The organism is Methylobacterium planeticum (assembly GCF_008806345.1).
Lineage (GTDB): Bacteria > Pseudomonadota > Alphaproteobacteria > Rhizobiales > Beijerinckiaceae > Methylobacterium > Methylobacterium planeticum.
In genome coordinates this window covers 66,774-88,408 of the sequence record NZ_VZZJ01000019.1, presented here as the reverse complement: position 1 = coordinate 88,408, position 21,635 = coordinate 66,774, and the positions used below count along the sequence as shown (strand labels likewise).

Genomic DNA, 21,635 nt, shown 5'->3' with positions numbered 1-21,635 from the left:
GCTCAGTCTCGCGGCGGCCGGATGCCGAGACCGCGGATCAGCCCGAAAGCCGCGAGAGCCGAGGCAACCGCAAACGCGATGGCGATCGACGACCCACTCTCGTTCTCGGCGAGCGGCAGCCCCTTGGTGTTCATGCCGAACAGGCCGGTCACGAGGGTCGGCGGCAGGAACAGCGCGGTCAACACCGACAAGGTGTAGAGCTGGCGGTTCGAGGCCTGCCCGAGGTAGGAGGCGAGTTCCTCCTGCATCAGCCGGCTGCGGTCGGCGAGCATCACCATGTCCCGATCGAGCGCGTCGAGCCGCTGGGCGATCCGTGCTGCCGCGGCGGCGGAAGCCGCCGGCACCTGCTCAACGGCGGCGGCCGTCTCAAGGCGGTGGAACACGGCGCGAAGTCCCAGGAGCTGGCGGTGCAGGCGAACCGCGTCCCGGCGGATCGGCCCCAGTCTCCGTCGCTCGCCGCGCACCCGCTCGTCGAGGATGTGGTCCTCGATCTCGTCGAGCTCGTCGGCCAGGCGACCGCCGCTCTCCGCCATCGCGGTCACCACGTGATCGACGATGACTTCGAGAAGCTGGACCGGTTCGAGGATGCCTCGCCCCTCCGTGGCCGCGTCGCGGGCGAGATCCGGCCCGACGACGGGATGGCGCCGGCCGCTCGCGAGCAGGCGCGGGCCCATCACGAAATGCAGGCGCCCGCCCGCATCGACCTTGGCGCCCTCGCCCGCCTCTCGGACCAGATCGGCCACGACGCCGCCGATATGGCCCTCCTCGACGATGAGGCGCTGATGGGGATCGCTCGCGAAGGCAGTGGTCGTCAGATGGGGCGGCCCGAGCCGGCCATTGGCGACGAGCTCGGCCAGCCGCGCGTCGTTCAGATTGAAGTGCAGCCAGACAAAGCCTTCGCCGAAGCGTCCGGGGGCGGGTAGGTCCTCGCCGCGCTCGACCAGGTGCCCGACGCCGCTCTCGTCAAAGCGCATGGCCCAGAGCAGTCCCGGAAGCGCCGGCTCGTCGCAGAGGAGCCGGATCGGCGGCGCGGGAGCGGCCATCCCGCCTCAGAACACGTGGCGGAGGATGAAGAACAGGGTGCCGGCGATCAGGATCGCGGCCGGCAGCGTCGTCACCCAGGCCAGCGCCATGTTGCGCACGGTGGCGAGCTGCAGGCCGGAGCCGTTCGCCGCCATGGTGCCGGCGACGCCTGAGGACAGGATATGCGTGGTCGAGACCGGCAGGCCGTAGAGCTCGGCCAAGCCGATCGTGCCCGCCGCCACGATCTCGGCCGAGGCGCCCTGGGCGTAAGTCAGGTGGGTCTTGCCGATCTTCTCGCCAACCGTGACGACGATGCGTTTCCAGCCGACCATGGTGCCGAGGCCGAGCGCCAGGGCGACGCAGACCTTGACCCAGTCCGGGATGTAGCGGGTGCCGGCGTTGAGGAGCTCCGTGTAGCCCTTGAGGGTCTTGGCGTCGGCCTCCGACACGGTCGCGCCGGATTTCGGCAGGAGGCGGATGGCGTCGGATGCCAGATACATGTCGTTGCGCACGTTGGAGGTCGCCCCTGCCGGGACCTGCTGGATCGAGCCGTAGCTCTTCACGGATGTCGCGATGTCGGTCGCGAGCGCCGCGAGGGCCCCGAACACCTCCGGCCTGTTGAGCTCCTTCGCCTTCAAGGCGGCGGCGACCGTCCTGCGGGCCTGGGCCGCGTCGGGACGCGGGCCCGCGCCGGCATAGCTTGCGAACACGGTGCTGGCGGCCTGCGAGGTCTGCACGAAGGCCGGCGTCGCATCGGCGGTCATGGTGCGGTTCAGCGCGTAGGCGGTGGGCGCCGCGCCGATCAGGATCAGCATGATCAGGCCCATGCCCTTCTGGCCGTCGTTGCCTCCGTGGAAGAACGAGACCAGCGTGCAGGTCAGGATCAGGACGCCGCGGATCCAGAGGGGCGGCGGCGCGTCGCCCTTCGGAGCCTCGTAGAGGTCCTTCCGCCGCACCGCGAACTTAAGGGCGAGGAGCAGCAGGGCGGCCAGCACGAAGCCGCAGATCGGGCTGAAGGCCAGAGCCTTGAACACGCCGAACGCCTGGTTCCAGTCGACCCCCGAGGTGCCGTCCTGGCCGCCCATGAGCTGGTTGGCGAGGCCGACGCCGAGGACCGAGCCGATCAGGGCGTGCGAGGAGGAGTTCGGCAGGCCGAGCGCCCAGGTGCCCAGGTTCCAGATGATGGCCGCGAGGAGCAGCGCGAAAATCATCGCGTAGCCGGCGCCCGAGCCGACCTGCAGGATGAGCTCCACGGGCAGAAGGGTCACGATGGCGTAGGCGACCGCCCCGGAGGAGAGGAGCACGCCGAGGAAGTTGAAGGTCCCCGACCAGATCACCGCGACGAGGGGCGGCATCGAGTGGGTGTAGATGACGGTGGCCACCGCGTTGGCGGTGTCGTGGAAGCCGTTCACGAACTCGAAGCCCAGCGCGATCAGCAGCGCCAGCCCGAGGAGCACGAAAGCACCGACCGCCAGGGGCTCCTGGTGCACGGCGTTCATGTCGGCGATCAGGCTGTAGACGGCGTAGCAAAGGCCCGCGACCAGCACGAGCAGGAAGGCGATGACGCCGCCGGGATGGATCCCGTGGTCGAGGCGAGGCTTGCCGGTCGGCGCAGGGCCGGCAGTTCCGGTCGGGGCCAGGGCTGCGTCGGACATGGATGCCTCGAATATTTTTTGCGGTTTCGGGTGGATTAAGCTGGCGTCGTGACGCTTGGGTGACGGTGTTGATGCTTCGGCTTCGCCCACGCATCCTTTCGGCCGGCCGCTGAGGTGGTGTTTGCGGACGCCAACCCGGGCCGGAGCACCCCGATGACCGACGACGGGGTGGCGCTGTTCGAGGCATTGCGGAAGGCCGACGACGGCAACGCCCTGTGCAGCCTGGCCGAGACGGTCTCTGCAGATCCTGATGGAGGCCGACGACGCGTGGCAGGTCCAGCACCGTTCCATGCCTATCGAGGGCAAGGCCGGCCTCGCGCCGGCGCTGATCGGCGCTGATCGAGGAGACCGTCACCCTTCCGCCTCAGGCCGCCTGACCGATGGCCCCTTTGAACTCCACATCGAAAGGCCACCTCATCGACGGACGCTACCAGGCGTTGCCATGCCCATGGAGCGCATGTCGGCCTTGGACCATCTCATCACGGATATGCACGCGCTGGTTGTGTGCCAAATTATGAGAAATTCCGTTAAATCCTCTTAACCATCACATGTAACGAGTCTGAACCGATGAAATCGTGAACCGTATACCTGCAGCATTGTAGATACGCAGCGAAATGCGGAGGGCCGATGACCCATTCTATTTTCATTCGCAGCCTTGGAAGCTTCGGTGATCGCCAGCCTCGGATGCTCGCCTACGATATTACGAGCCGGGTTGAGGCCGAAACTTTGGCGCGGAACATCGCGACGGCATACCATGATCATGGGCTGAACCCCGCGACGGAGGTCTACTGGTTCAGGTACAACGGCAGCGTGCATGAGATCTATGTGGAGTAGGCGAAGGGGCTTCGGACCTACGATTCGGAGGCCCCTCCTGGTGACATGGCCGGAGCAGATTTGATGCGTCGGTTCCTTCGTGCGCGGCGCGGCGTGGTGATCGCAGCGATCCTGTTGGCGCTGACCGTGACCGATCTAACCGTCCTCGCAATGACCTGGGCGACCCAGTAGCGAATAGCGGAGAGAGGCTTGTTCCGCCTGATCAGCCATGACCTTCACCAGCAAAAAATCTCGGTGATGGATTCCATAAGTCCCGTTGGGAAATGACTTAGACCGACGCTTGAGAACTCTCCGGCAGCGATCTCGTCGATACACTTGGGACCCAATCGATGGAACCGATCACGGTGACGGTGCAAGGCGCATAAGGGAATATGCCTCCGCGGACGAGGTGATGGGCTGACGCGGGTTGTGCCTCGCTTACCCGCGTGGCGCGCGCCGGCTAAGGCTTGGCGTTTCCGAAGACCCCGAGCGCTTCATGCACTCACGATAGATCTGCGCGCCGAGGTTGTAGAAGCTCAATCCCTGCGGGTTCGGAGCGCCGAACACGCGATCTCGGGCTTCGTCGCGGCAAGCCGCGTCCTGTGGGCTCTGGATCGGCTCGTTCTGCGCATGAGCGCTCGTCGCCAGGAATAGGCTGATGAAGACAGTAGACGGAAGCCGATGCATGCGCCGGCACCCTACTTGCCGCCTGAGGCTTGATAGGCGTCGATGGCGCGCCGGCAGTTCTCGGAGAGTTCGGAGCGATGCTCCTTGAAGCAGGAATCCATCTTCTTGTCGTCGGGATCGATGCCGCTGCAGAACGAGAGCGCATCGCCTGTGCAGTATTTCCTCAGGTTCTCATTCCCTCGTTTCGTCTGCAGAGTGGTCTGAGCGAGAGCTGGCCCAACCACGATCAGCGTCATGGCGCTGATCGTAAGAAGCATCTTCATGTTGTCTCCGTGATGGATGGATTTGTCGCAGGGGCGGATCGCAAGGCAAGCCCGGCACGGTGTGCCTTGCCAGCAGCTTGGCTTCGGAGACGGCGGCTCGCATTCTGAAGCCAGCTGGCACCGGATCAGCGCGGGCGCGGGAGATCGCCTGACGCCTCAGATCGAGGGATGCGCGACCCGCAGCTCGGCTCAATACCCGCGGCGGGGGCGATCGACATCGTCGTCCTGCATGTCGCGGCGCCGCATCTCCCGGCGTTCCTCGCGGCGCATATCGCGCCGTGCCTCCTCTCGATCGATGTCCCGCTCCCTCTCCCGCCGGGACCGTAGATCGATGCTCGGACCTCCGGGTCCGATGTCGATGGATTGGGCGAACGCTGGGGTGGCGCCGATCAAGCCAATCACCACGAGCGATCCAGCAAATATAGCTTTCATGGTCGTTCTCCTGATTCGCTCAGAACCCCGGCCCAGTGAGATCTGTTCCGCTCAAGCTTCATCAGAAGTGATCTGTTCTGATTCGCGCACCAGTGGGCGAGGACGCCGAGCGTGGCGATAGGGCAGCGGCGCAAGCCGAATGGAAGCGCGCCAACACGATCCCTTCCCTGAGCGGCCACGACTGCCCCTAGGCCGTCCTGACTCCTACCGCGCTGGAAGTGGCCCGACTTCTCCGTCGAAGCGCTTCAGCGGGCGCTGAGCACCATGGGTGAGAAGATCGAGCTGGATTACGATGAGCGTTGCCGACTCGAGAGCCGCTGGACAGCGGCGCGGTGCTCAGGCGCGTGCCGAGATGGCTTCCGGCGCGCGGCGGCCCGAAGACCGGCGGATCGCCTGGTCACAGCCGTCGAGCGTGTCGTGTCCGCTTGCCTTCCAAAACACCCGCTCGTCGTCCGGCTCATCGGAGCTGAGATACGCCGGAAGCGGCTGCGCGACGTCGATGAACTGGATGCCGCCATCAAGGGCAGCGGTGACTTCGTTCGCCAGCATGCCTCGTGCTCCTCCTACCAGCGGCCGTCGCAGGTCCACTACGTAGCCGCCTATGTCTGCTCTACCCGGCGAGACGAGAAGCGTTCCATGTGCCTCATCAATCTTCGTTCGCCCCTGATGGCCGTGGCAGCGCCGACAGTGCCATCACCCTGCCGAGGGCGCCGGTGGCGGACGACAGGGAACCGTCGCTGTCGAAATCAAGGCCACCCGTCCAGAGGTAGCGTCCGCGGACGCTACCTCTGGACGGGCCGAACTTCTCTGATCACGGCCTCGATTGAAGGAAGCTGCGCCAATTCAGGTTGTTGCTTCGCAGCCGTGTACTGCCCGTATGCTGCAGCGGCAGCGCCACCGGCGATGATGAGCGCGCCGAGATTGCCGACAGCGTTCAACCAGTTGCGAACACAGACGACACCGGAGCGATCATTTTTATCACACCACCAGAACTCGCCCGACGGCCGGGTGAGGTAAGCTAGCGATGCTGCCAGCGGCAGGACGAGAACGAAGGCGAGTGAGGACCGGTAAGCGGCGAGGAAGCTTCGCCGCTTCGGGGAGCGTAAAAGGACATAGCCGGCCGGCCACAGAGCGCACTCTACCCGCCTCTGGCTGCTCATGCCGTCAGGTCGCCCTTCACGGTCAGGCTCTCGGTGAGGATCATCGCTCCCAGCGATCCCGCCGGATCTTCCCAAGCACGATGATCGAGGCGAACACCGCTGCGGCAGCGGTGTCACCCAGGGCCACCTTCGGATCTTCGGGCTCCAGCGTCAGGAGCAGGGCGGCCGCGGTGAGAGCGATGATCACCCCACCGGCGATCAGCATCTGCGTGCGTTGGTTCACGATCAGGCCCCCTCTCCCCGCAAGCGTTCGGTGCGCAACCGCGCTTGCCAATGAACCAGGATTTGGCGCGGCACGCTGTCGCGACAGGAGCGCCATAATCGCTGGTCGTTTGGTTCCGCCCTGCTTCCACGCGTTCCCAGAAACGACTAAGGCCGCCCGAAGGCGGCCTCTAAGTCATTCAGTCGGTTGGGAAAATTGGAGCGGGCGAAGGGATTCGAACCCTCGACCCCAACCTTGGCAAGTTTAGGTTCTCCACTTTTCGTATGTTTGCTTGAGTTGGCGCGTCATTGCTAAGCGCCTGATCTGGCTTGTTCTTCCGCCGATTTCGAGTTTGCCTCCGATTGCGCGGATGGGCCTCGATTTTCCCCCATCTGCTTCCGCCCTGCTTCCGCGGCCGGGCCGAAAACTGGGTTGGGGTCGAATTTGCCGAAGATCACGAAGCGCCTCGTGGATGCTCTGGAGCCGGATCCCGCGCGCGAGGTTCAGGTCTGGGACAGCGAGCTACGAGGATTCGGCGTACGCGTCATGCCGAGCGGCGTGGCATCCTACTTCGTGTTCTACCGGACTGCCGAGGGGCGCCAGCGCAAGCTGACCTTTGCCCGCGTCGGCGCAGTCACGCCGGACGAAGCGCGGCGCGCGGCGCGCGAGAAGATCGGCGCCTCGACCAACGGCGAGGACCCTTCCGCCGACCGCCACAAGATCCGACGGGCCGTGACGGTGGCCGAGCTCTGCGACCTCTACCTGGCGGACGCTGCCGGCCGCGTGAAGGCCTCGACACTGGCGATGGACCGCAGCCGCATCGAGCGACACGTGAAGCCGTTGCTGGGCACGCGCAGGGTCCCTGCCCTCACCTCCGACGATGTCGAGGCGATGCAGCGGGACATCGAGGCCGGGAGGACGGCCGCGGCCCGCGTCGGGGTCGGTGGCGTCACCACCGGCGGCAAGGGCGTGGCCTCTCGCACCGTCGGCATGCTCGGCACCATCCTTGAGTTCGCAAAGCGAAAGAAGATCGTCACGGCGAACCCCGCCCGCGGCGTGCAGCGCTCGCCGGACGGCAAGCAGCGGCGGTTCCTCTCGGCTGCCGAGATTGGCCGCCTGGGCCGCGCCATGCGTGAAGCGGAGGACGATGGCGAGACGGCGTCTGGCATCGCGGCCGTGCGATTCCTCTTGATGACCGGCTGCCGGCGCATGGAGGCACTCGCCCTGCCTCGCGCCTGGCTCGACGAGGAGCACGGCTGCATCCGGTTCGGAGATACCAAGAGCGGTGCGCAGCTCCGGCCGATCGGCAAAGCAGCCTTCGGCGCCCTGCCCTATGCCAGCGGCTCGAAGTGGACGTTCCCGGCCGAGCGCGGCGACGGCCACTTCGTCGGGCTGCCCAAGGTGCTGGATCGGCTCTGCACCCGCGCCGGGCTGCAGGGCGTCACGGTGCACGTCCTGCGGCACTCGTTCGCCGCCACGGCGGCGGGAATGGGTTACTCGGAGCTGACAATCGCGGGGCTGCTCGGGCACAGCGTGCCGGGCGTCACAGCGCGCTATGCCCACGTGCCCGACGCGGCGCTGGTAGCCGCGGCTGATGCGGTGTCGGAGCGGATTGCCTGCAGCTTGGTTCCAGCCGTGGCCAAAATGAGAGAGGTCCCGCCGCAGCATGCGCAGCAGGGCTTCTGAACACAGTTCGTGGGCGTTGGCTTAGTAGCCGCGACCCGTAGTAGCCGGAGCCATTGCCCTGATTGTAGGCGCCGGCTGCTGCGGCACGTGCGGCCACTCCGGCGATTTCCAGACTGACCGCTGCGCCGGTCAACAAATCACGGCGCCCGCTGCAATCATAGGCATAACCTCAATCAATTACCCATCCGGCCGCGATCACGCTGTCGGCATCCTTGTACGACGTTTCAGCGTTAGTTTTCTTATTCTTCAACAAGTAAAAGCCATTCTCAATGGCGCTGTTCTCCATAGTCGCGTAGCCTTTGCTATGATGCTTCAAATGCAAATGAGATGTTAGAGAGGTTAGAACGTCAAGACCACTTAGAGCCTTCCTGGTTCTAATTTTCAGATCTGCTATCCAATACTCACATTCATAGTTATCCCAATCTGTCGCGATAAATTCTTGAAATAGAACCGCTAGAGTCTTATAGAAATAGGAGCTAGTTGGATGAGATGTCATTGTTATATAAATTTTTTTGCCACCACAATCTACGAAATACTCGATCGGGATCTTTGTGTATTCGTCCTCGCCCATCAGGTCGGGCCACTTTCCAACTCGAGAGGGTATGTATGGATGCATACGATCTCCAGTTACTATCACGCGATCAGGGTTCAGTTTCTCAAGCACTTCCTCGAATGCAGCCATGGAGTTCTTGAATTGCTCTTTGGTAGGAGCAACACGTGCAGCGCCACCGACAGGGGTCTGCACAAAGTTGTAGTACGCAACCCTCGGCCAGAATGCTGCGGCTGGTGCTTCTTCGTGCTCCGCACCGCCTACTCTGTTCCTCAAACTCGTCCAGAAGGCCGGACCCTTTTCACCACTGACGATTGCTTGAATACAATACTGGGTCCAGTCGCGCCCTAATGTATGCTTTGGCTTCGACATACCTGAAGCAGCATCAGATTTATTGCTGAAAAATTCGTCGTAGTGTGACTCTCCGACGATCAAGACCTTTTTGCCCCAAAGACCATCGGTGTAATACTTCGATCCAATCCAGGGCTCGAAGAAAACATGCTGGTACTGCGCCATTTTCCAAATCCTGCCATTCAGAGGGTGGCACTCTAACCCGGTGAGGACATCTAGTTCAGCCAGTCCCGGAAAAAATAGTTTCAGACCGGGACTCGGGATCATCTCACTTCAATTAGCCCCGTTCTCTGGATTGAATTCGACGCCGGCCGCTTCGAGCGCCTTTGGAAGGATGTCAGGAAGCGGACGCAGCTGCGGCAGGGCTGCCCCTGGCACCGCCTCAGCGATGCTGCGCAAAGTGGAAAGGCGAATTTGCCGTTGCTGCCCAATACCTCGTTTGCTCTCGATCCTCGCCCAAACCGGGGCACCGGGGCCGTTGTAGACCTCGACGAAGCCGCGCTTCTGATCAAGCTGCAGAACGAGCAAATGCTCGCAGTCATAGCTCAGCGCGACCGATTGGCCCTGCGTGAGTTTGATCTGAACGAGCCTGCCGTTCGATGCCTGGGCGTCGTGCTGTTTCACTGAGGCAGGCAGTAGCTCCAGACCATATGCATACGCGGCCACTGCCTCACCGATGCTGCCCACGAGATGGCCATCAGGCGTGAATTTCCGGCCTGGTGCCAACTCCTCAAGCCGAGCCACTATTGCGTAGAGGTCAGTCAGAAGCCTCGGCAGCTCGCGCAGATCGAAGGTCATTCGGCGACCTTCCGCAGCCGCACACCAGGCCCTTCGCCATTCTCCTCGATGAAGATGACACCGGCCGCTTCGAGGGCAGCAAGAATTTTGTCACGGGTGTCGGCATAGCCGCCGAGCGCGCCCTCGCCGGTCTCCAGGCGCGCGATGGTCGGCTTTGAAACGGATGAGCTGCGAGCCAGATCGTCCTGCGACCAGCCCAGGAGAGCGCGTGCTGCCTTCACCTGCCTGATCGAAATCATGCGCACCTGATATTTTTGATATTGACTTAGGTCGGGATCCGACCTGATATTAATGTTATCAGGTGCGGCGCCGAAGAGCAACGCGGCCGAGGCCTGATGCCTGCGCAATCGCGCAGTTCCAAGCATCCCTGATCCCTTTAGCCCCGGAGCACACCGGTTATGGCAATGCCCCCGCTCGGCCGCCGTCCAGCAAGATCGGCCCGCTTCGTCACCCTCTCCTCGCTCTACGAGCGTCCCGTGTCCGATCTGCAGCCCGACGAGCCGCTGCCCGGCAGCATCGAACCCTGGCACGCCGTGGCGCCTGTCCGCCCCGACACCGCCCACGTGCGGGCCCCGCGCTTCCTCGACATGGCCGGCGACCTCGTCTCGGCCTTCGTGATCATCGCCGGGGGCGTCGCCGCCTACGGCTTCCTGCACCTGGCGTGAAAGAGGCTGGCATGAACACGACGAGGAACAGGAAGGCGGCTCCCGAGAGCCCTTCGCTCCGCCAGCGCGCCGAGGCGCTGCGATCGTCCCTGCCGCGCGGCGCCGAGGCCGCCCCTTTGCCGGTCCCGTTCGCGACGACAGTCGAGGCCGAACTGATCGCGCTCAATGAGCGATACGAAGAGTTTCAGCGCGTGCACGACGACCTCAACTGCGTCTCGCCCACACCAGCGAACGGCAAGGCTCTCAATCAGGCGGAGGCACACTCGGCTCGCCTCCAGCGCGCTATCCTGAGAGAGGCGGTCGGACTGCCGGCCGCATCGATCTCCGCCCTAGGCCTGCAAGCGCGCCTGATCGCTTCGGTGTCAGGCGGCTGGTGGGACGACGATGAGATCGAGCTCCCCGAGCAGCTCTGTCGCCAGCTGCTTGACCGGGTGCTTGGCTTGGCGGGTCTCTCACGCATTCGCCGGCCGGACGTGACGCCGGATGAGATCCGCGGCTGGCTCGCAGAGCCGGCCACAGCACCGGGTACCGAGGAGCGCGCAAAGTGACGAACATTGTTCGCTTCCCGGCCTCGCGCAGAGTGCCGGCCGCTACCATCCCGCGCCAGGAGTTCGAGCGCCTGGCCGAACTCGCCCTCGACGTCGTCGACCGCATCGTCGCGTTGCTCGACGCGTCTGACGGCGATGCCGACCATGAGGATGGCGGAGACGCCGAGCCGTCGCTGGCGGCACCCGTGGGCGGGCCGAGCCAGCTCATCTGGGCCGCGGGCGGAGATCGAGGTCTGGAGCAGGAGCTGGATCGACCGAAGAAACTTTAAGGATGCGCGTTGACACCTTGTGGCGTAAGTGGTCTAACAGATGGTGTCAGTTCGCACCCATAGAGATGCGCCCATGCCCGACCTGTCTCGTAGCCAATTTTGCGACCTCACGCGTCTCGCCCCGGACGCGTTGAAGTCGCTCTCGCGACGCGAGCAATTGCCCTTCTCCATCGACCAGAAGGCCTCCGGCCGCGGCTACACCTTCTTCGAGACTTTCCTCACGATCGTCTCGCAGGAATTCTACGAAGGTCACGGCGTGAACGTCACGCGGGCTGCAGAGATTGCGGCGGCTCTCCCCGAGGCGCTCGCGCCAAAGTGGTCCCGCATCGTCGAGACCGCACGCGACAAGGCCGACGGCACGGGTCAGAAGATCGAGGAGATCATGTGCGGCCGGTACTCACCAGCTGGCCTGCATCAGCCCCGGCCGATTGTCGGCACGGACATCGAGATCGACCAGGAATTGGCGGCCTCGGAGCTGCCCGCGATCCGGTCGATCCGCTCCAGCGCCAGCCGGAGCCTTGCTCTTCTGATCACCCGCAGTCACCGGCTCGGGATCGAGATACCGGAAGAGTTCTGGAGCACCCCGTTCTCTTTCCGACAGCGGCCCAACTCGATCGAGCGGTCGATGGAGAACATGAAGAAGCTCATCGAGAACGGTGAGCACCTGAAGGACGAAGGCGAGTAGCAATCCTCAGAGCCTAGGCCGCAGACGAAGGCCAAAGCTCTACTTCTAGGAGCTGCATTTCATGACCGATGTGCAACAGCCCCTCTCGAGGGGGCCGGCGGAGCTTTTCCCGCCGAAGACCGCTGGCAAGCCCCGGCTCCGCCGCTGGGAGGCCAGCCGGCATCTCCTCGATCGGCACGGCATCGAGCTCGCGGTGGCCACCCTGGCGAAGTTCGCCTGCCTCGGCGGTGGCCCGCCCTTCCAGAAAGCCGGCCGCGTCCCGCTCTACCCCGTGGACCTCCTCGACGAGTGGGCGCTCGCCCGCCTCGGCCGGGTGGTGCGCTCCACCTCGGAGGACGGTCATGGCTGATCCCGCGAAGCGGCGCCCGGCCCGCATCCCGTCCAAGCCGCTCCCCCGATCCGGGGAGCGGGAGATCGCCCTCCCCTTCGTCGCTCTGATCGACCGCGACGGCACGGTCACCGGCCTCTTCCGCCGGCCCGACGAGGTGCGCGCCTATCTGCAGGGAGGCCACGCATGAGCCTTGCCCAAGCCATCCTCTGCACGATCCCGGGCATTCCGGACGCCCTGCGATCGGCCGAGGCCGGCACCGATCAGGAACTCACCGAGCTGATCGGCGCGCTGACCTTCGCCCGCTGGCATCTCATGAACCTGCAGCGCGAGCGCCGGTTCGAGGAAGCGCAGCGCTGCCTCCGCTGCTCGTCCGGCCGCGGCGATGCGGGAGGCGCCGCATGACGGACACCGCGCGCCTCGACGCCGCCCTCTATCTCGCCTCTCGCGGCGGCCGCGTCTTCCCGTTGCATGGCATCCGCGCCGACGACGGCGGCCGGCTGGTCTGCACCTGCGGCAAGCCCGATTGCACTGATGCCGGCAAGCACCCCCTGGCGAAGCTGGCGCCGCGCGGGCTGACGAACGCCACGAGCCACGAGCACATCATCCGGCACTGGTTCACGACGGCGCCCTTCGCCAACGGGGGCCTCGCCACCGGCAACGCGGTTGTGCTCGACGTCGACCCGCGGCACGGCGGCGACGAGAGCCTGCAGGCGCTGGAGGCCGAGCACGGCCCGCTGCCCCATAGCTGCCGGGCGCTGACCGGCGGCGGCGGCGAGCACATCTTCTTCCGCCCGCCCGAGGGCGTCGAGATCCGCAACAGCGCGGGCGACCACGGCGGGCTCGCTCCCGGCCTCGATATCCGCGGCACCGGCGGGTACGTCGTGGCGCCGCCGAGCCTGCACGCCTCCGGGCGCTCCTACGAGTGGTCGGTGGACCATCATCCTGACGACGCGCCCATGGCCGAGATGCCGGTCTGGATGGTCCAGGCGCTGACGCGGCCGAGCGAGGGCGCGGCGCGCGATCCGTCCGAGTGGCGCCGCCTCGTCTCCGAGGGCGTGGCCGACGGTGGCCGCAACGTCGCGGTCTCCCGGCTCACCGGCCACCTCCTGCGCCGGTACGTCGACCCGGGCATGGCGCACGAGCTGGTGCAGGCCTGGAACCTCGCCCGCTGCCGGCCGCCACTTGCGGCCGACGAGGTGACGAAGACGGTCGGATCGATCGCCAAGAAAGAGCTTCGACGCAGGGAGGCGCGCGATGGCAGCCGGAGCTGAGGATATCCATCGGCTGTTCGAGTTCGAGCAGAGCCGCGCCTCGCGCAGCGGCAGTAACGGCGACCTGCTAACGGAGGATTGGGCCGCCCAGACCTTCGCCGAGCGGCATACGGGCGAACTGCTGTTCTGTCACGACACCGGATCCTGGCACGCATGGACAGGTGCCGCGTGGGTGCCGAACCGCAAACAGGTGGCTTTCCACTGGGCCCGAGAGCTCGCCCGCGAGCTATGCCGGGACGGCGATCAGAAGACGCGGTTCATCGCTTCGAAGACCAGCTTCGCGTCGGGCGTCGAGCGGTTCTGCCGAGCGGATCCGACCTTCGCGGTCACAGCGGAGGTCTGGGATTCGGACCCGTGGCTGCTCGGCACGCCCGGCGGTACGGTCGACCTGCGAACCGGCGAGCTCCGAGCCGCCGACCAGGCCGAGCACATCACAAAGCTGACGGCGATCACGCCGGCCGAGACGCCGGATTGCCCGCTCTGGCTCGCCTTCCTCGACCAGGCCACCGGTAGCGATGGCGGACTGATCCGCTTCCTTCGCCAATGGTGTGGCTACGCCCTCACCGGCCTGACCCGAGAGCACGCCCTTGTGTTCGTCTACGGCCCCGGCGGCAACGGCAAGAGCGTGTTCCTGAACGTGCTGACCGCGATCCTCTCGGCCTACGCCAAGACGGCTGCCATGGACACGTTCGTAAGCTCCAAGGGGGACAAGCACCCGACCGACATGGCCATGCTCCGCGGCGCCCGCCTGGTGACCGCATCGGAGACGGAGGAGGATCGAGGCTGGGCCGAGGCGCGCATCAAGCAACTCACCGGTGGTGACCCGGTCACAGCGCGGTTCATGCGCCAGGACTTCTTCACCTTCACGCCGACCTTCAAGCTGACGATTGTCGGCAATCACCAGCCCATGCTGCGCAACGTCGACGATGCGGCTCGGCGGCGGTTCAACATTGTGCCCTTCATCCGCAAGCCCGAGGCGCCCGATCGGGAGCTCGAGCAGAAGCTGAAGGAAGAGTGGCCGGCCATCCTGCGCTGGATGATCGAGGGCTGCATGGACTGGCAGCAGAACGGGCTCGTCCGGCCCGAGAGCGTCGTCGAGGCCACCGAGAGCTATTTTGCCGAGCAGGATCTCATGGGCCAGTGGCTCACTGAGAAATGCGTGGTGCGTCAGAACGATCAGCACTGCTGGGATACGACCGGTGAACTCTACGCATCGTGGTGTGACTACGCTCGCGCTGCAGGCGACGATCCCGGCACGGTGAAGGCGTTTGCCCCGGCGATGCGGCGGAAGGGATTTCAGCCACACCGGACCACGAACTCACGCGGCTTCCGGGGTGTGCGCGTCCGAGTAACCCCGGGCTATCCGGAGCAATGACGCATGACGGATTATGACGCGTCATCCCTGTTCTACCCCTACACGCGTACGGGTGCGCGTAATTCGCCTATCCGCTCTGACGCGTCATCAAGCGTCATCCGTCATTCGGATGGCCAGCGCCCCCGCTGTCTCATCCCCTTCGATCGCCGCGAAGGCCTGACAACGTCCGAAGCCGCCGAGCGCGCCAATCGCACCGAGCGCACCATCAGGATGTGGTGCCGGGACCATGACATCGGACGGCATGTCGCCGGTGGTCCCTGGCTCGTGTCCAAGGTCGCGCTGGCCATGTTCCTGAATGGCGATGCAGCGGCACTCCGTGCCTACCTCGCTGGCGATCGGCGCAGCCCCGCGGTGGCCGGCTACTTCGCTGCAGAAGGCCTGAGCGACCTCGTGGAACGCTGGCAAACCCAGGCAGCCTGAACGTCGCGGAAATGGCGACGTATCGGTGAGCAAGTGATCGGAGGACAAAGAGCCAGCAACCTTCAGATTGCGAGGCATCATGTCGTCCCGAACCGCCTACGACGTCCGCATTGCCGCTCGTCTCCCCCGCGAGATGCCGAGCCTGATCAATGCAGCTGCGTCCCGCGTCTTTATCTCCCCCTCGGCCTACGTCCGGCAGGCGCTCGCCGAGAAGCTGCAGCGCGACGGCTTCGGCGTCCCCGCGGCCGAGGCACGGCCCGACCGGCAGGCGGCGTGACATTTCAGCAACGAATGGAACTCGACGGGTCCTCCCCGGGCACCCCACCCCTCTGCGGGCAGAGTTGCTCCCGATCTCTCACCCTCTGCAGATTTTCGCTGAGGGGGTTCCGTTTCAAATTGGAGGTCTCCCGATGACAGAATCCGTGTCGATCGCGGTCATGACAGCCGCTTTCGATGTCTCTGCCCGACGGATCGCGCAGCTCGCCGACGAGGGTGTGGCCGTCCGGACCAGCCGGGGCCGGTTCGACCTCATCGCCTCGACAGCGAACTACTGCCGCCGGCTCCGCGACGCGGCCTCCGGCCGTGGCGAGGATGCTCCGGATCTCACGGCCGAGCGGACCCGCCTCGCCAAGGAGCAAGCCGACGGCAAGGCCATTGAAAACGACCTGAAGCGCGGCCGCCTCATCGATGCCGAGGAGGCCGGCGCCCGGTGGGACGACGAGATCGTAAAACTGCGCGCCCGCCTCCTGGCGGTGCCCGGCGAGGTAGCGCTGAGCCTGCCGCATCTCACGAAGCATGATGTCTCCGAGATCGATCGCGTGCTGCGCGATGCCATGACCGCCGCCGCGGATGTCGCGGCATGACCCAGCTTCCTCCTTCCTCAGATCGTGACGACGTGGGTCGGGATCTCCCCGCTGTCGTCGCGTCCCCGGGCTCTGGCTCGGCGCGGGTCACGGCCTGGCATCGTGCCGTGGCCCGCAACCTCTCCGCCCGGATCCGCGCCGGGCTCGGCATGACCCGTCAAAAGGAAACCGACGCATGAAGATGCCCAAGCTCGCCAAGGACCTTGCCAGCCTCGTGGGCATCGCCCGCAAGGAGACCGACAGCGCCAAGATCGAGGCTGCCCTCGTCGAGGCCCGCAGCCAGATCGAGGTAGCGACCCGGGAGCGCGAGGCGGTCGAGGCAGCCTACCGTGACGGCTTGCTCGACAGCCCGCAGGCCGAGCTGGAGAAGCGTCTCGCGGAGAAAGCGGCGGCCACCGTCCGCCTCGACCAGGCCGAGGCTCTCGTTGCTGCCCTCGTCCAGCGGCTCGGAATGGCGCGTGCTGCTGAGGACCGCGCCCGGCGCAAGGCGATCCACGACGATGCCCGGCAGAAGTGCGACGCGATCCGCGCTCGCCTGCCGCAGGAGTACCAGCATCACGCTGGAGCCCTTCGCACTCTCCTCCGCGACCTCGCTGAGGCCGAAGTGGCCCGCCAGCATGCGGAACGGGAGGCGCCGGAGTTCGAGTTCATTCCCTCGCCGGAAGACGAGGTGCGCAGCGGCAACGGCGTGCCGGAGGAGATCATCTTGCAGGAGACGGTCCGCCTTTGGGTGATCGACGGCCGAGTGGAGCCGCTAACCGAAGACGCTCAGGAGAAGGTTCAGAGGAACTCGAACAACCCGGAGCGCGGCAGCTACACGCCTCCGCGGAGCGACCACATGTACGGGAGCAACGGCACGTTTCACTGCACCTTACGCACGTTCACTCGCTCGACGTACCGCGAGGGCATCTCCGGCGTCGCCCTCGACCGGTTGTACGCCTACGTCAGTCTCCCGGCGCTGCACGTCTACGGCGACGCCTACTGCACACCGGAGCACTACCGCGGCGCCGACACCGCCCTGGCACATCTGGGCGGCGACCTCCGGCCAGATCCGAAGATCGAGCGCAAGGTCTGCGAGCGGCTCGAGCTCGTGCCGGTGGTGCCCCGCCACGAAGGTAACGTCACCGCGCTGCGGGGCGCCGCATGATGGAGATCGTCCCCGAGGCTGCCTTGCTTGCTGACACGATCCTGGTCCGGCAATCCGCCGCTCGCGAACGGTTGCGCGAGATCGACGAATCGCCCGAGGCCGAGGGGCGTCCGCGCCTCGCGTTCCTCTTGGCGTGCCGCTTCGACCTTCCCGTCATGCGGGTGCGCCGGCTTCTTGCTGCTGCGCCCGACTTAGCCAGCCTGCCCGAGCTTGTGGCTTGGGTTGAGGCCGTCCCGACCCGCCCGCCACTGGAGATCGTGAACTGATGGACCACGCATATCACGCCGAACTGCAGGCGATCCGCCGGCAGACCTACGCCAGCTTGCCAAGCGGCTTGCAGATCATGGCTGCCGTCGACGAGCAGCAGCAAGCCGACGTCACGCGCTTCAAGCCGCGCCCCGACCCGGCGCATCCGCCAATCGCACAGAGCCCGGCCCAGGCCATGATCGAATCCTACTGCGCGGCGCGAGCCTCGGCGGTTTCCGGTCGGAGTTCAGGCCGCGGCCTCGCGAAGTCGAACATGCTGCGGCAGCTCGAGCGCGATGGCACACCGGCCGCTCCCGAGCCGGCCCCCAAGCTTTCGCCCTCGATGGCGAGCATGCAGCGCCTCCTGCGGAACCACACGCGCTGAGCTGCACCACCCCAGTTTCAGATTGATCCCACAGCGGCGCTTCAGACACCGACAGGGTCGCGTTACCGCTGACCGCGGTATGGACTGATGCTCTTGAAGTGAGCTGGGCGGGCCTACTGTGAGGGGGCGCTCGTATTCAGCGCTTAACGGCCTCGACGTCGTCGACGTAGATCGAATCCGGTTCGCACTTGTGCCATTCCTTCTTCGCGTCGAGCTGACCCTTACGTCCCCAGCAATAGCCGGCCTGAGCCAACCGGCCGCTCAGACGGTCGCGCAGCGTACATTGCTCCTTGATGACGGCAGGATCTCCGGTCCCTTCGCAGCCTTGCTGTGCTTTGGCTTCAGCAGCCAGAAGTTCGGGTACGGTCGGCAATTGCTGCGCCTGTGCCACGCTTACAGCGACGGCCAAGGCAAGAGTGAAGAGTGTGGAGCGCATAGCCGGACTGTACGTGGCCGTATGTGGTTGTCGAGATGTCTGGCCCGGCGATGATCGCCCGGACGGGCGCCTTGTTGGCTCGGCTCTCTCCAGCTTCCTTGCTGACAAGGGCATGGGCGGATGCTCTGGCAGGTTGGACCGCTGAAGAGTTTCAGCGGGCCCTGGGCGTCATGGGCGAGATGGTCGACTTGGATTGCGTCGGTCGGCTGTCGGCGCAGATGGCGGCAGAGCGGCGTAACAACTGAACGCCGGGGGCATGGGCCGTGGCATGCTGAGGGCGGCCAGCCCGACCTGGAACTTCGACCTCGTAGGCAAGATTGGTCGACCAAGGGGCCAGCCCGAGGCCCGCTACAGAGGCGCCTGATGTCACAGCAGATCCCCGTTGATCCAGATGCGCGCGCTGATGGGCCGCTTGGATCAGATGGCACTCACGAGGTTGGGGGCGACCTTGCTTACCAACGCCACGCCATCGTCAACGTGATCTATTACGGCCGCCCTGGTGCAGGTGATCGCGGCTGGGTCTTGATCGACGCGGGTGTGATGGGCTCGAAGGCGGCCATCATAAAGGCCGCCGAGAAGCGCTTCGGTACGGGCGCTCGCCCGTCCGCAATCGTGCTCACTCACGGTCATTTCGACCATGTTGGCGTGGTTGAGGACCTCGCACGCGAATGGCAGGTGCCGGTTTGGGCTCATCCGCTTGAGCACCCGTACCTCAACGGATCAGCCGCCTACCCGCCCCCGGACCCCACTGTTGGTGGCGGCTTGGTAGCTCGGCTCTCCCCGCTCTTTCCGCGTGCGCCTGTCGATGTATCCGACCATCTCAAAAGTCTGCCCGAGGATGGCTCGGTGCCGCCGATGCCGGGCTGGCGTTGGATTCACACGCCGGGTCACTCCGTCGGCCAGGTGGCTCTCTGGCGTGAGGCCGATCGAACCCTCATCGCGGCCGATGCCTTTGTGACGACAGCCCAGGAGTCGGCCTACGCTGTCGCCGTGCAAGAGCCTGAACTGCATGGTCCGCCGATGTATTTTACGGTTGATTGGGACGCCGCCCGACGGTCAGTCCAAGCCTTGGCTGGTCTTGAGCCCGAGCTTGCGATCACGGGGCACGGTCGTCCACTGCATGGATCCGCTCTTCGCAAGGCGCTGCACACATTGGCCCGCGACTTCGACATCGTCGCCGTGCCGAAGCAAGGTCATTATGTCGAGGAGCCTGCAAAGGCCGAGGATGGGTCTGCCTATAGAAGGTCGTGAAACGCCACCTTCGACAACCGCGGGCGCCTAGATCTCAACGTGACCCTGCCGCCGGGCGCGAAGGTGAACTCGTCGACCGAGGGCACGCTGTTCAAGGACGCGACGATGAAGCGGGGACGCTCTGGGGCGGCCCTGATACCGACGTTGCCTAGCCCGACCTCACCGTCGAGGAGCTTCAGCGGGCGCTGAGCATCATGGGTGAGGTGGTCGACCTGACTTGCGATGGGCGGCTGTCGGCGCAGCTCGCGGTGGAGCGACCGCGCTGAGGCTAAGTTCCCGAGGCTCATTACAAAGAGCGAAGTTCTCGGCTGCGATTAGCTCATGTTAACAAATAATATTGCTCTCATCTGTTTTGATCGGTGCAAATGCGTACAGCCAGCAGTGCCGCCGTTGAATTATCCAATTTTTCTCGATTGATGGGTGCATCTCGGGGCTGGCAAGGTAAAGAGATGCTGCGGATAGATTATGACGAGCCGGTAAAGATTGTCTGGAATGAGTTGCCGAGTTTGAGGCGGCTCAAGCCAGTGAGCAAAATTTATCCGCTAAGCGACGCGGTTCGGCGAGCTGTCAGACAATGGTCTGGGCGGCCAGACGAGCGGGTTTGCATCATCGTGCGTGAGAACGGACGAAAGCCACTCACCACGTACAAAATACTTCGCGCTATCCACGAGCGTCCTGACTTCCCGAAGGCCTAAACCGTAGAAAAGTCCCGCAACGATACGAACACCCGGGGCGCTCAGCGGTCAGCCTTCGGATCTCTTGGTTCTGGGCCCTTGCCGGCCTTGATGAACTTGCCGATGACGATCCCGGCTGGAACGGAGAGCAAAAGCCAGCGACCGATAAATCTGAGCACGTACCCGCCTACGCTGAGGTTCAGTCAGCGGAGAAGATCATATCGCTGGGGGAGCAACAATCCTGTCGCCTCGGTGATGCCTGGGCCGCGGTCGATGGCCGCGGTTCAGACTGGATGCCCTAGCCTGAGCTCGCGTCAGGTTCAAAGGCGGCGCATCCACGAGGAGAAGCCCTATGCAAAAACAGATCACGTTCGCGGCGAGCCTGCTTGCCGCCGGTCTGTTCCTGACGTCCGCACCAGCTTCAGCGGCGCAGATCGGAGTAGCAGCCGTACCTGAGGCCGCAACCAGCATCGACCTCGCTCGGTACGGATACGGTGGCGGCTATGGTCGTGGGTATGGCCACCGCGGGCATTACGGACACGGCTACCGCCGCGGCGGCTATGGTGGTGGCTACGGTCGGCACTTTGGTGGTCACAATCGCCATCATAATTATGGCTATGGGAGAAGCCGCGGCTACGACGCTGAATTCGGCAGGCGCCGCTTCTTCTGAGAACGCCGCGCGCCGATCGAGCATGGCGCTGACTGCTAGCAAGGAAGAGCCCCGCGAGCCGTGAGGCTGTGGGGTGGAGTGGTTCGTGGGAGTCCGCCCTGCTGGCTACGATCGGGGGAATGACGAAACCAGCAGGACCGCGCCGGGTGTGAAGACCGGCTAAGGCATGTTCCGTCGCGTCGGGCTGCGGAGCGCTTGCAAATGTCTAGTGCGAGGTGCACGAAAATGCCCCGCGAGCTGGGGCTGCGGGGCTGAGTAGGTCTCGGAGACCGATTCCGCCGCGGACAACCGGGGGGAAAGAACGCCAACGGGACCGGGCCAGGTGGGCACCCAGCGCAATGACCATCGCCCGGTTCTCGACGCTGGGCCTTTACGAATGTGACAGGCCGGCCTGAAAAAGCCCGCCGCGGCGAACTGGGCGGGCTGAGGCGGGTCATGGTGGCGGTGCGCGAGTTACCGATCGCCCACGCCGGACAGCAGCTTCTCGATCTGAGCTAATCCGTTCTCACGAGCTTTGTCTTCGCTGTGAAGGCTGCGGTCAGAGCGCTGCGCCAGTTTACCATTCTTCCGAATGGCCCATTGATAGGAGCCGCCATCGGCCTTGGGCAGCAGGATCTCGAGGGAGTATGGATGAAGTCTCGGGTCGGTTTCAGTCATGAGAGCGATATAGTGCGTTCGGCATGCGGTTGCCATCCGAGAAGAAAGCGACGCTGCCATGCCTTTGTCGTTGCGACAGCAAGAAGCCGGAGTGGCCCGCTGTGGCCATAGCGCAGCACCAA

Annotated in this window: 31 protein-coding genes; 20 read left to right on the top strand and 11 right to left on the bottom strand. The window is 64.9% G+C overall.

Annotation, left to right across the window (positions count from 1 at the left end):
- Nucleotides 1-2: 2 nt before the first annotated feature.
- Both F6X51_RS19680 and F6X51_RS19675 read right to left on the bottom strand, forming a co-directional pair.
- The gene (locus F6X51_RS19680) at nt 3-1,043 is read right to left on the bottom strand and encodes a CorA family divalent cation transporter (protein WP_150965369.1); all 1,041 of its coding nucleotides are present in this window, start codon (nt 1,041-1,043) and stop codon (nt 3-5) included.
- A 6-nt stretch (nt 1,044-1,049) separates the two neighbouring features.
- Nucleotides 1,050-2,678, bottom strand: a complete 1,629-nt coding sequence (locus F6X51_RS19675; protein WP_150965368.1) for an inorganic phosphate transporter — start codon at nt 2,676-2,678, stop codon at nt 1,050-1,052.
- Nucleotides 2,679-3,305: 627 nt separating this feature from the next.
- Between F6X51_RS19675 and F6X51_RS19665 the strand changes: the two genes are divergently transcribed.
- Entirely contained in the window at nt 3,306-3,512 is a 207-nt protein-coding gene (locus tag F6X51_RS19665; RefSeq protein ID WP_150965366.1) for a hypothetical protein, read from the top strand.
- A gap of 677 nt (nt 3,513-4,189) precedes the next feature.
- Here F6X51_RS19665 and F6X51_RS19655 read toward each other — a convergent pair.
- Nucleotides 4,190-4,414: a 3',5'-cyclic-nucleotide phosphodiesterase gene (locus F6X51_RS19655; protein ID WP_246696905.1), complete on the bottom strand. Its 225-nt coding sequence runs from the start codon at nt 4,412-4,414 to the stop codon at nt 4,190-4,192.
- 195 nt (nt 4,415-4,609) lie between these two features.
- Here F6X51_RS19655 and F6X51_RS28065 point away from each other — a divergent pair, with 195 nt between their 5' ends.
- The gene (locus F6X51_RS28065) at nt 4,610-4,768 is read left to right on the top strand and encodes a hypothetical protein (protein ID WP_191970183.1); all 159 of its coding nucleotides are present in this window, start codon (nt 4,610-4,612) and stop codon (nt 4,766-4,768) included.
- Nucleotides 4,769-5,209: 441 nt separating this feature from the next.
- Here the strand turns inward: F6X51_RS28065 and F6X51_RS19645 are convergent, their stop codons facing one another.
- The 3 genes from F6X51_RS19645 to F6X51_RS19635 form a co-directional block, all read right to left on the bottom strand.
- Nucleotides 5,210-5,422, bottom strand: a complete 213-nt coding sequence (locus F6X51_RS19645) for a hypothetical protein (RefSeq protein ID WP_150965362.1) — start codon at nt 5,420-5,422, stop codon at nt 5,210-5,212.
- A gap of 233 nt (nt 5,423-5,655) precedes the next feature.
- Entirely contained in the window at nt 5,656-6,033 is a 378-nt protein-coding gene (locus tag F6X51_RS19640; RefSeq protein WP_150965361.1) for a hypothetical protein, read from the bottom strand.
- A gap of 40 nt (nt 6,034-6,073) precedes the next feature.
- Complete coding sequence (locus F6X51_RS19635; protein WP_150965360.1) at nt 6,074-6,256, bottom strand: hypothetical protein; 183 nt, start codon at nt 6,254-6,256, stop codon at nt 6,074-6,076.
- 423 nt (nt 6,257-6,679) lie between these two features.
- Between F6X51_RS19635 and F6X51_RS19630 the strand changes: the two genes are divergently transcribed.
- Nucleotides 6,680-7,921 (top strand): tyrosine-type recombinase/integrase, encoded by a 1,242-nt coding sequence (locus F6X51_RS19630; protein WP_150965359.1) that lies wholly within the window; start codon nt 6,680-6,682, stop codon nt 7,919-7,921.
- Nucleotides 7,922-8,090: 169 nt separating this feature from the next.
- Here F6X51_RS19630 and F6X51_RS19625 read toward each other — a convergent pair whose 3' ends face one another.
- The 3 genes from F6X51_RS19625 to F6X51_RS19615 form a co-directional block, all read right to left on the bottom strand.
- Nucleotides 8,091-8,987: a hypothetical protein gene (locus tag F6X51_RS19625; protein WP_150965358.1), complete on the bottom strand. Its 897-nt coding sequence runs from the start codon at nt 8,985-8,987 to the stop codon at nt 8,091-8,093.
- Nucleotides 8,988-9,095: 108 nt separating this feature from the next.
- The gene (locus F6X51_RS19620; RefSeq protein ID WP_191970182.1) at nt 9,096-9,620 is read right to left on the bottom strand and encodes a DUF6998 domain-containing protein; all 525 of its coding nucleotides are present in this window, start codon (nt 9,618-9,620) and stop codon (nt 9,096-9,098) included.
- On the bottom strand, nt 9,617-9,985 hold the full coding sequence (locus F6X51_RS19615; protein ID WP_322098531.1) for a helix-turn-helix transcriptional regulator: 369 nt from the start codon (nt 9,983-9,985) through the stop codon (nt 9,617-9,619). The genes F6X51_RS19620 and F6X51_RS19615 overlap by 4 nt, the downstream gene beginning before the upstream one ends.
- 33 nt (nt 9,986-10,018) lie before the next feature.
- On the opposite strand from F6X51_RS19615, the gene F6X51_RS19610 reads away from it, so the two are divergent.
- The 15 genes from F6X51_RS19610 to F6X51_RS19545 all read left to right on the top strand — a co-directional run bounded on the left by F6X51_RS19610 (nt 10,019) and on the right by F6X51_RS19545 (nt 17,825).
- Nucleotides 10,019-10,285 (top strand): hypothetical protein, encoded by a 267-nt coding sequence (locus F6X51_RS19610; protein WP_246696901.1) that lies wholly within the window; start codon nt 10,019-10,021, stop codon nt 10,283-10,285.
- Nucleotides 10,286-10,296: 11 nt separating this feature from the next.
- Entirely contained in the window at nt 10,297-10,833 is a 537-nt protein-coding gene (locus F6X51_RS19605) for a hypothetical protein (RefSeq protein WP_150965357.1), read from the top strand.
- Nucleotides 10,830-11,102, top strand: coding sequence for a hypothetical protein (locus F6X51_RS19600; protein WP_150965356.1), 273 nt, complete (start codon nt 10,830-10,832; stop codon nt 11,100-11,102). The genes F6X51_RS19605 and F6X51_RS19600 overlap by 4 nt, the downstream gene beginning before the upstream one ends.
- A gap of 73 nt (nt 11,103-11,175) precedes the next feature.
- Nucleotides 11,176-11,787: a hypothetical protein gene (locus F6X51_RS19595; protein WP_150965355.1), complete on the top strand. Its 612-nt coding sequence runs from the start codon at nt 11,176-11,178 to the stop codon at nt 11,785-11,787.
- 61 nt (nt 11,788-11,848) lie between these two features.
- Entirely contained in the window at nt 11,849-12,136 is a 288-nt protein-coding gene (locus F6X51_RS19590) for a hypothetical protein (protein WP_246696900.1), read from the top strand.
- The gene (locus F6X51_RS28060; protein WP_191970181.1) at nt 12,129-12,305 is read left to right on the top strand and encodes a hypothetical protein; all 177 of its coding nucleotides are present in this window, start codon (nt 12,129-12,131) and stop codon (nt 12,303-12,305) included. Before F6X51_RS19590 ends, F6X51_RS28060 begins: the two co-directional genes overlap by 8 nt.
- Nucleotides 12,302-12,520 carry a hypothetical protein gene (locus tag F6X51_RS19585; protein ID WP_150965354.1) on the top strand — a complete coding sequence of 73 codons (219 nt, stop codon included), beginning with the start codon at nt 12,302-12,304 and terminating at the stop codon, nt 12,518-12,520. The genes F6X51_RS28060 and F6X51_RS19585 overlap by 4 nt, the downstream gene beginning before the upstream one ends.
- Nucleotides 12,517-13,389 carry a bifunctional DNA primase/polymerase gene (locus tag F6X51_RS19580; protein WP_150965353.1) on the top strand — a complete coding sequence of 291 codons (873 nt, stop codon included), beginning with the start codon at nt 12,517-12,519 and terminating at the stop codon, nt 13,387-13,389. The genes F6X51_RS19585 and F6X51_RS19580 overlap by 4 nt, the downstream gene beginning before the upstream one ends.
- A complete protein-coding gene (locus F6X51_RS19575) occupies nt 13,373-14,764 on the top strand; it encodes a phage/plasmid primase, P4 family (protein ID WP_150965352.1) in 1,392 nt (463 codons plus the stop codon). Before F6X51_RS19580 ends, F6X51_RS19575 begins: the two co-directional genes overlap by 17 nt.
- Before the next feature lie 3 nt (nt 14,765-14,767).
- Nucleotides 14,768-15,184 carry a helix-turn-helix domain-containing protein gene (locus F6X51_RS19570; protein ID WP_246696899.1) on the top strand — a complete coding sequence of 139 codons (417 nt, stop codon included), beginning with the start codon at nt 14,768-14,770 and terminating at the stop codon, nt 15,182-15,184.
- Between the two features lie 79 nt (nt 15,185-15,263).
- On the top strand, nt 15,264-15,461 hold the full coding sequence (locus F6X51_RS19565) for a hypothetical protein (protein ID WP_150965351.1): 198 nt from the start codon (nt 15,264-15,266) through the stop codon (nt 15,459-15,461).
- A 145-nt stretch (nt 15,462-15,606) separates the two neighbouring features.
- Nucleotides 15,607-16,047 (top strand): hypothetical protein, encoded by a 441-nt coding sequence (locus F6X51_RS19560; protein WP_150965350.1) that lies wholly within the window; start codon nt 15,607-15,609, stop codon nt 16,045-16,047.
- Between the two features lie 181 nt (nt 16,048-16,228).
- Nucleotides 16,229-17,194, top strand: coding sequence for a hypothetical protein (locus tag F6X51_RS19555; RefSeq protein ID WP_210250324.1), 966 nt, complete (start codon nt 16,229-16,231; stop codon nt 17,192-17,194).
- The gene (locus F6X51_RS19550) at nt 17,191-17,460 is read left to right on the top strand and encodes a hypothetical protein (protein ID WP_246696898.1); all 270 of its coding nucleotides are present in this window, start codon (nt 17,191-17,193) and stop codon (nt 17,458-17,460) included. Before F6X51_RS19555 ends, F6X51_RS19550 begins: the two co-directional genes overlap by 4 nt.
- Nucleotides 17,460-17,825 (top strand): hypothetical protein, encoded by a 366-nt coding sequence (locus F6X51_RS19545; RefSeq protein WP_150965348.1) that lies wholly within the window; start codon nt 17,460-17,462, stop codon nt 17,823-17,825. Before F6X51_RS19550 ends, F6X51_RS19545 begins: the two co-directional genes overlap by 1 nt.
- Before the next feature lie 136 nt (nt 17,826-17,961).
- On the opposite strand, the gene F6X51_RS19540 is transcribed toward F6X51_RS19545, so the two are convergent.
- On the bottom strand, nt 17,962-18,261 hold the full coding sequence (locus F6X51_RS19540; protein ID WP_150965347.1) for a hypothetical protein: 300 nt from the start codon (nt 18,259-18,261) through the stop codon (nt 17,962-17,964).
- Between the two features lie 363 nt (nt 18,262-18,624).
- On the opposite strand from F6X51_RS19540, the gene F6X51_RS19535 reads away from it, so the two are divergent.
- Complete coding sequence (locus F6X51_RS19535; protein ID WP_150965346.1) at nt 18,625-19,512, top strand: MBL fold metallo-hydrolase; 888 nt, start codon at nt 18,625-18,627, stop codon at nt 19,510-19,512.
- Between the two features lie 1,026 nt (nt 19,513-20,538).
- Nucleotides 20,539-20,856: a hypothetical protein gene (locus tag F6X51_RS28055; protein ID WP_191970180.1), complete on the top strand. Its 318-nt coding sequence runs from the start codon at nt 20,539-20,541 to the stop codon at nt 20,854-20,856.
- A 453-nt stretch (nt 20,857-21,309) separates the two neighbouring features.
- On the opposite strand, the gene F6X51_RS19530 is transcribed toward F6X51_RS28055, so the two are convergent.
- Nucleotides 21,310-21,573, bottom strand: a complete 264-nt coding sequence (locus F6X51_RS19530; RefSeq protein WP_246696897.1) for a hypothetical protein — start codon at nt 21,571-21,573, stop codon at nt 21,310-21,312.
- Between the last annotated feature and the right edge of the window lie 62 nt (nt 21,574-21,635).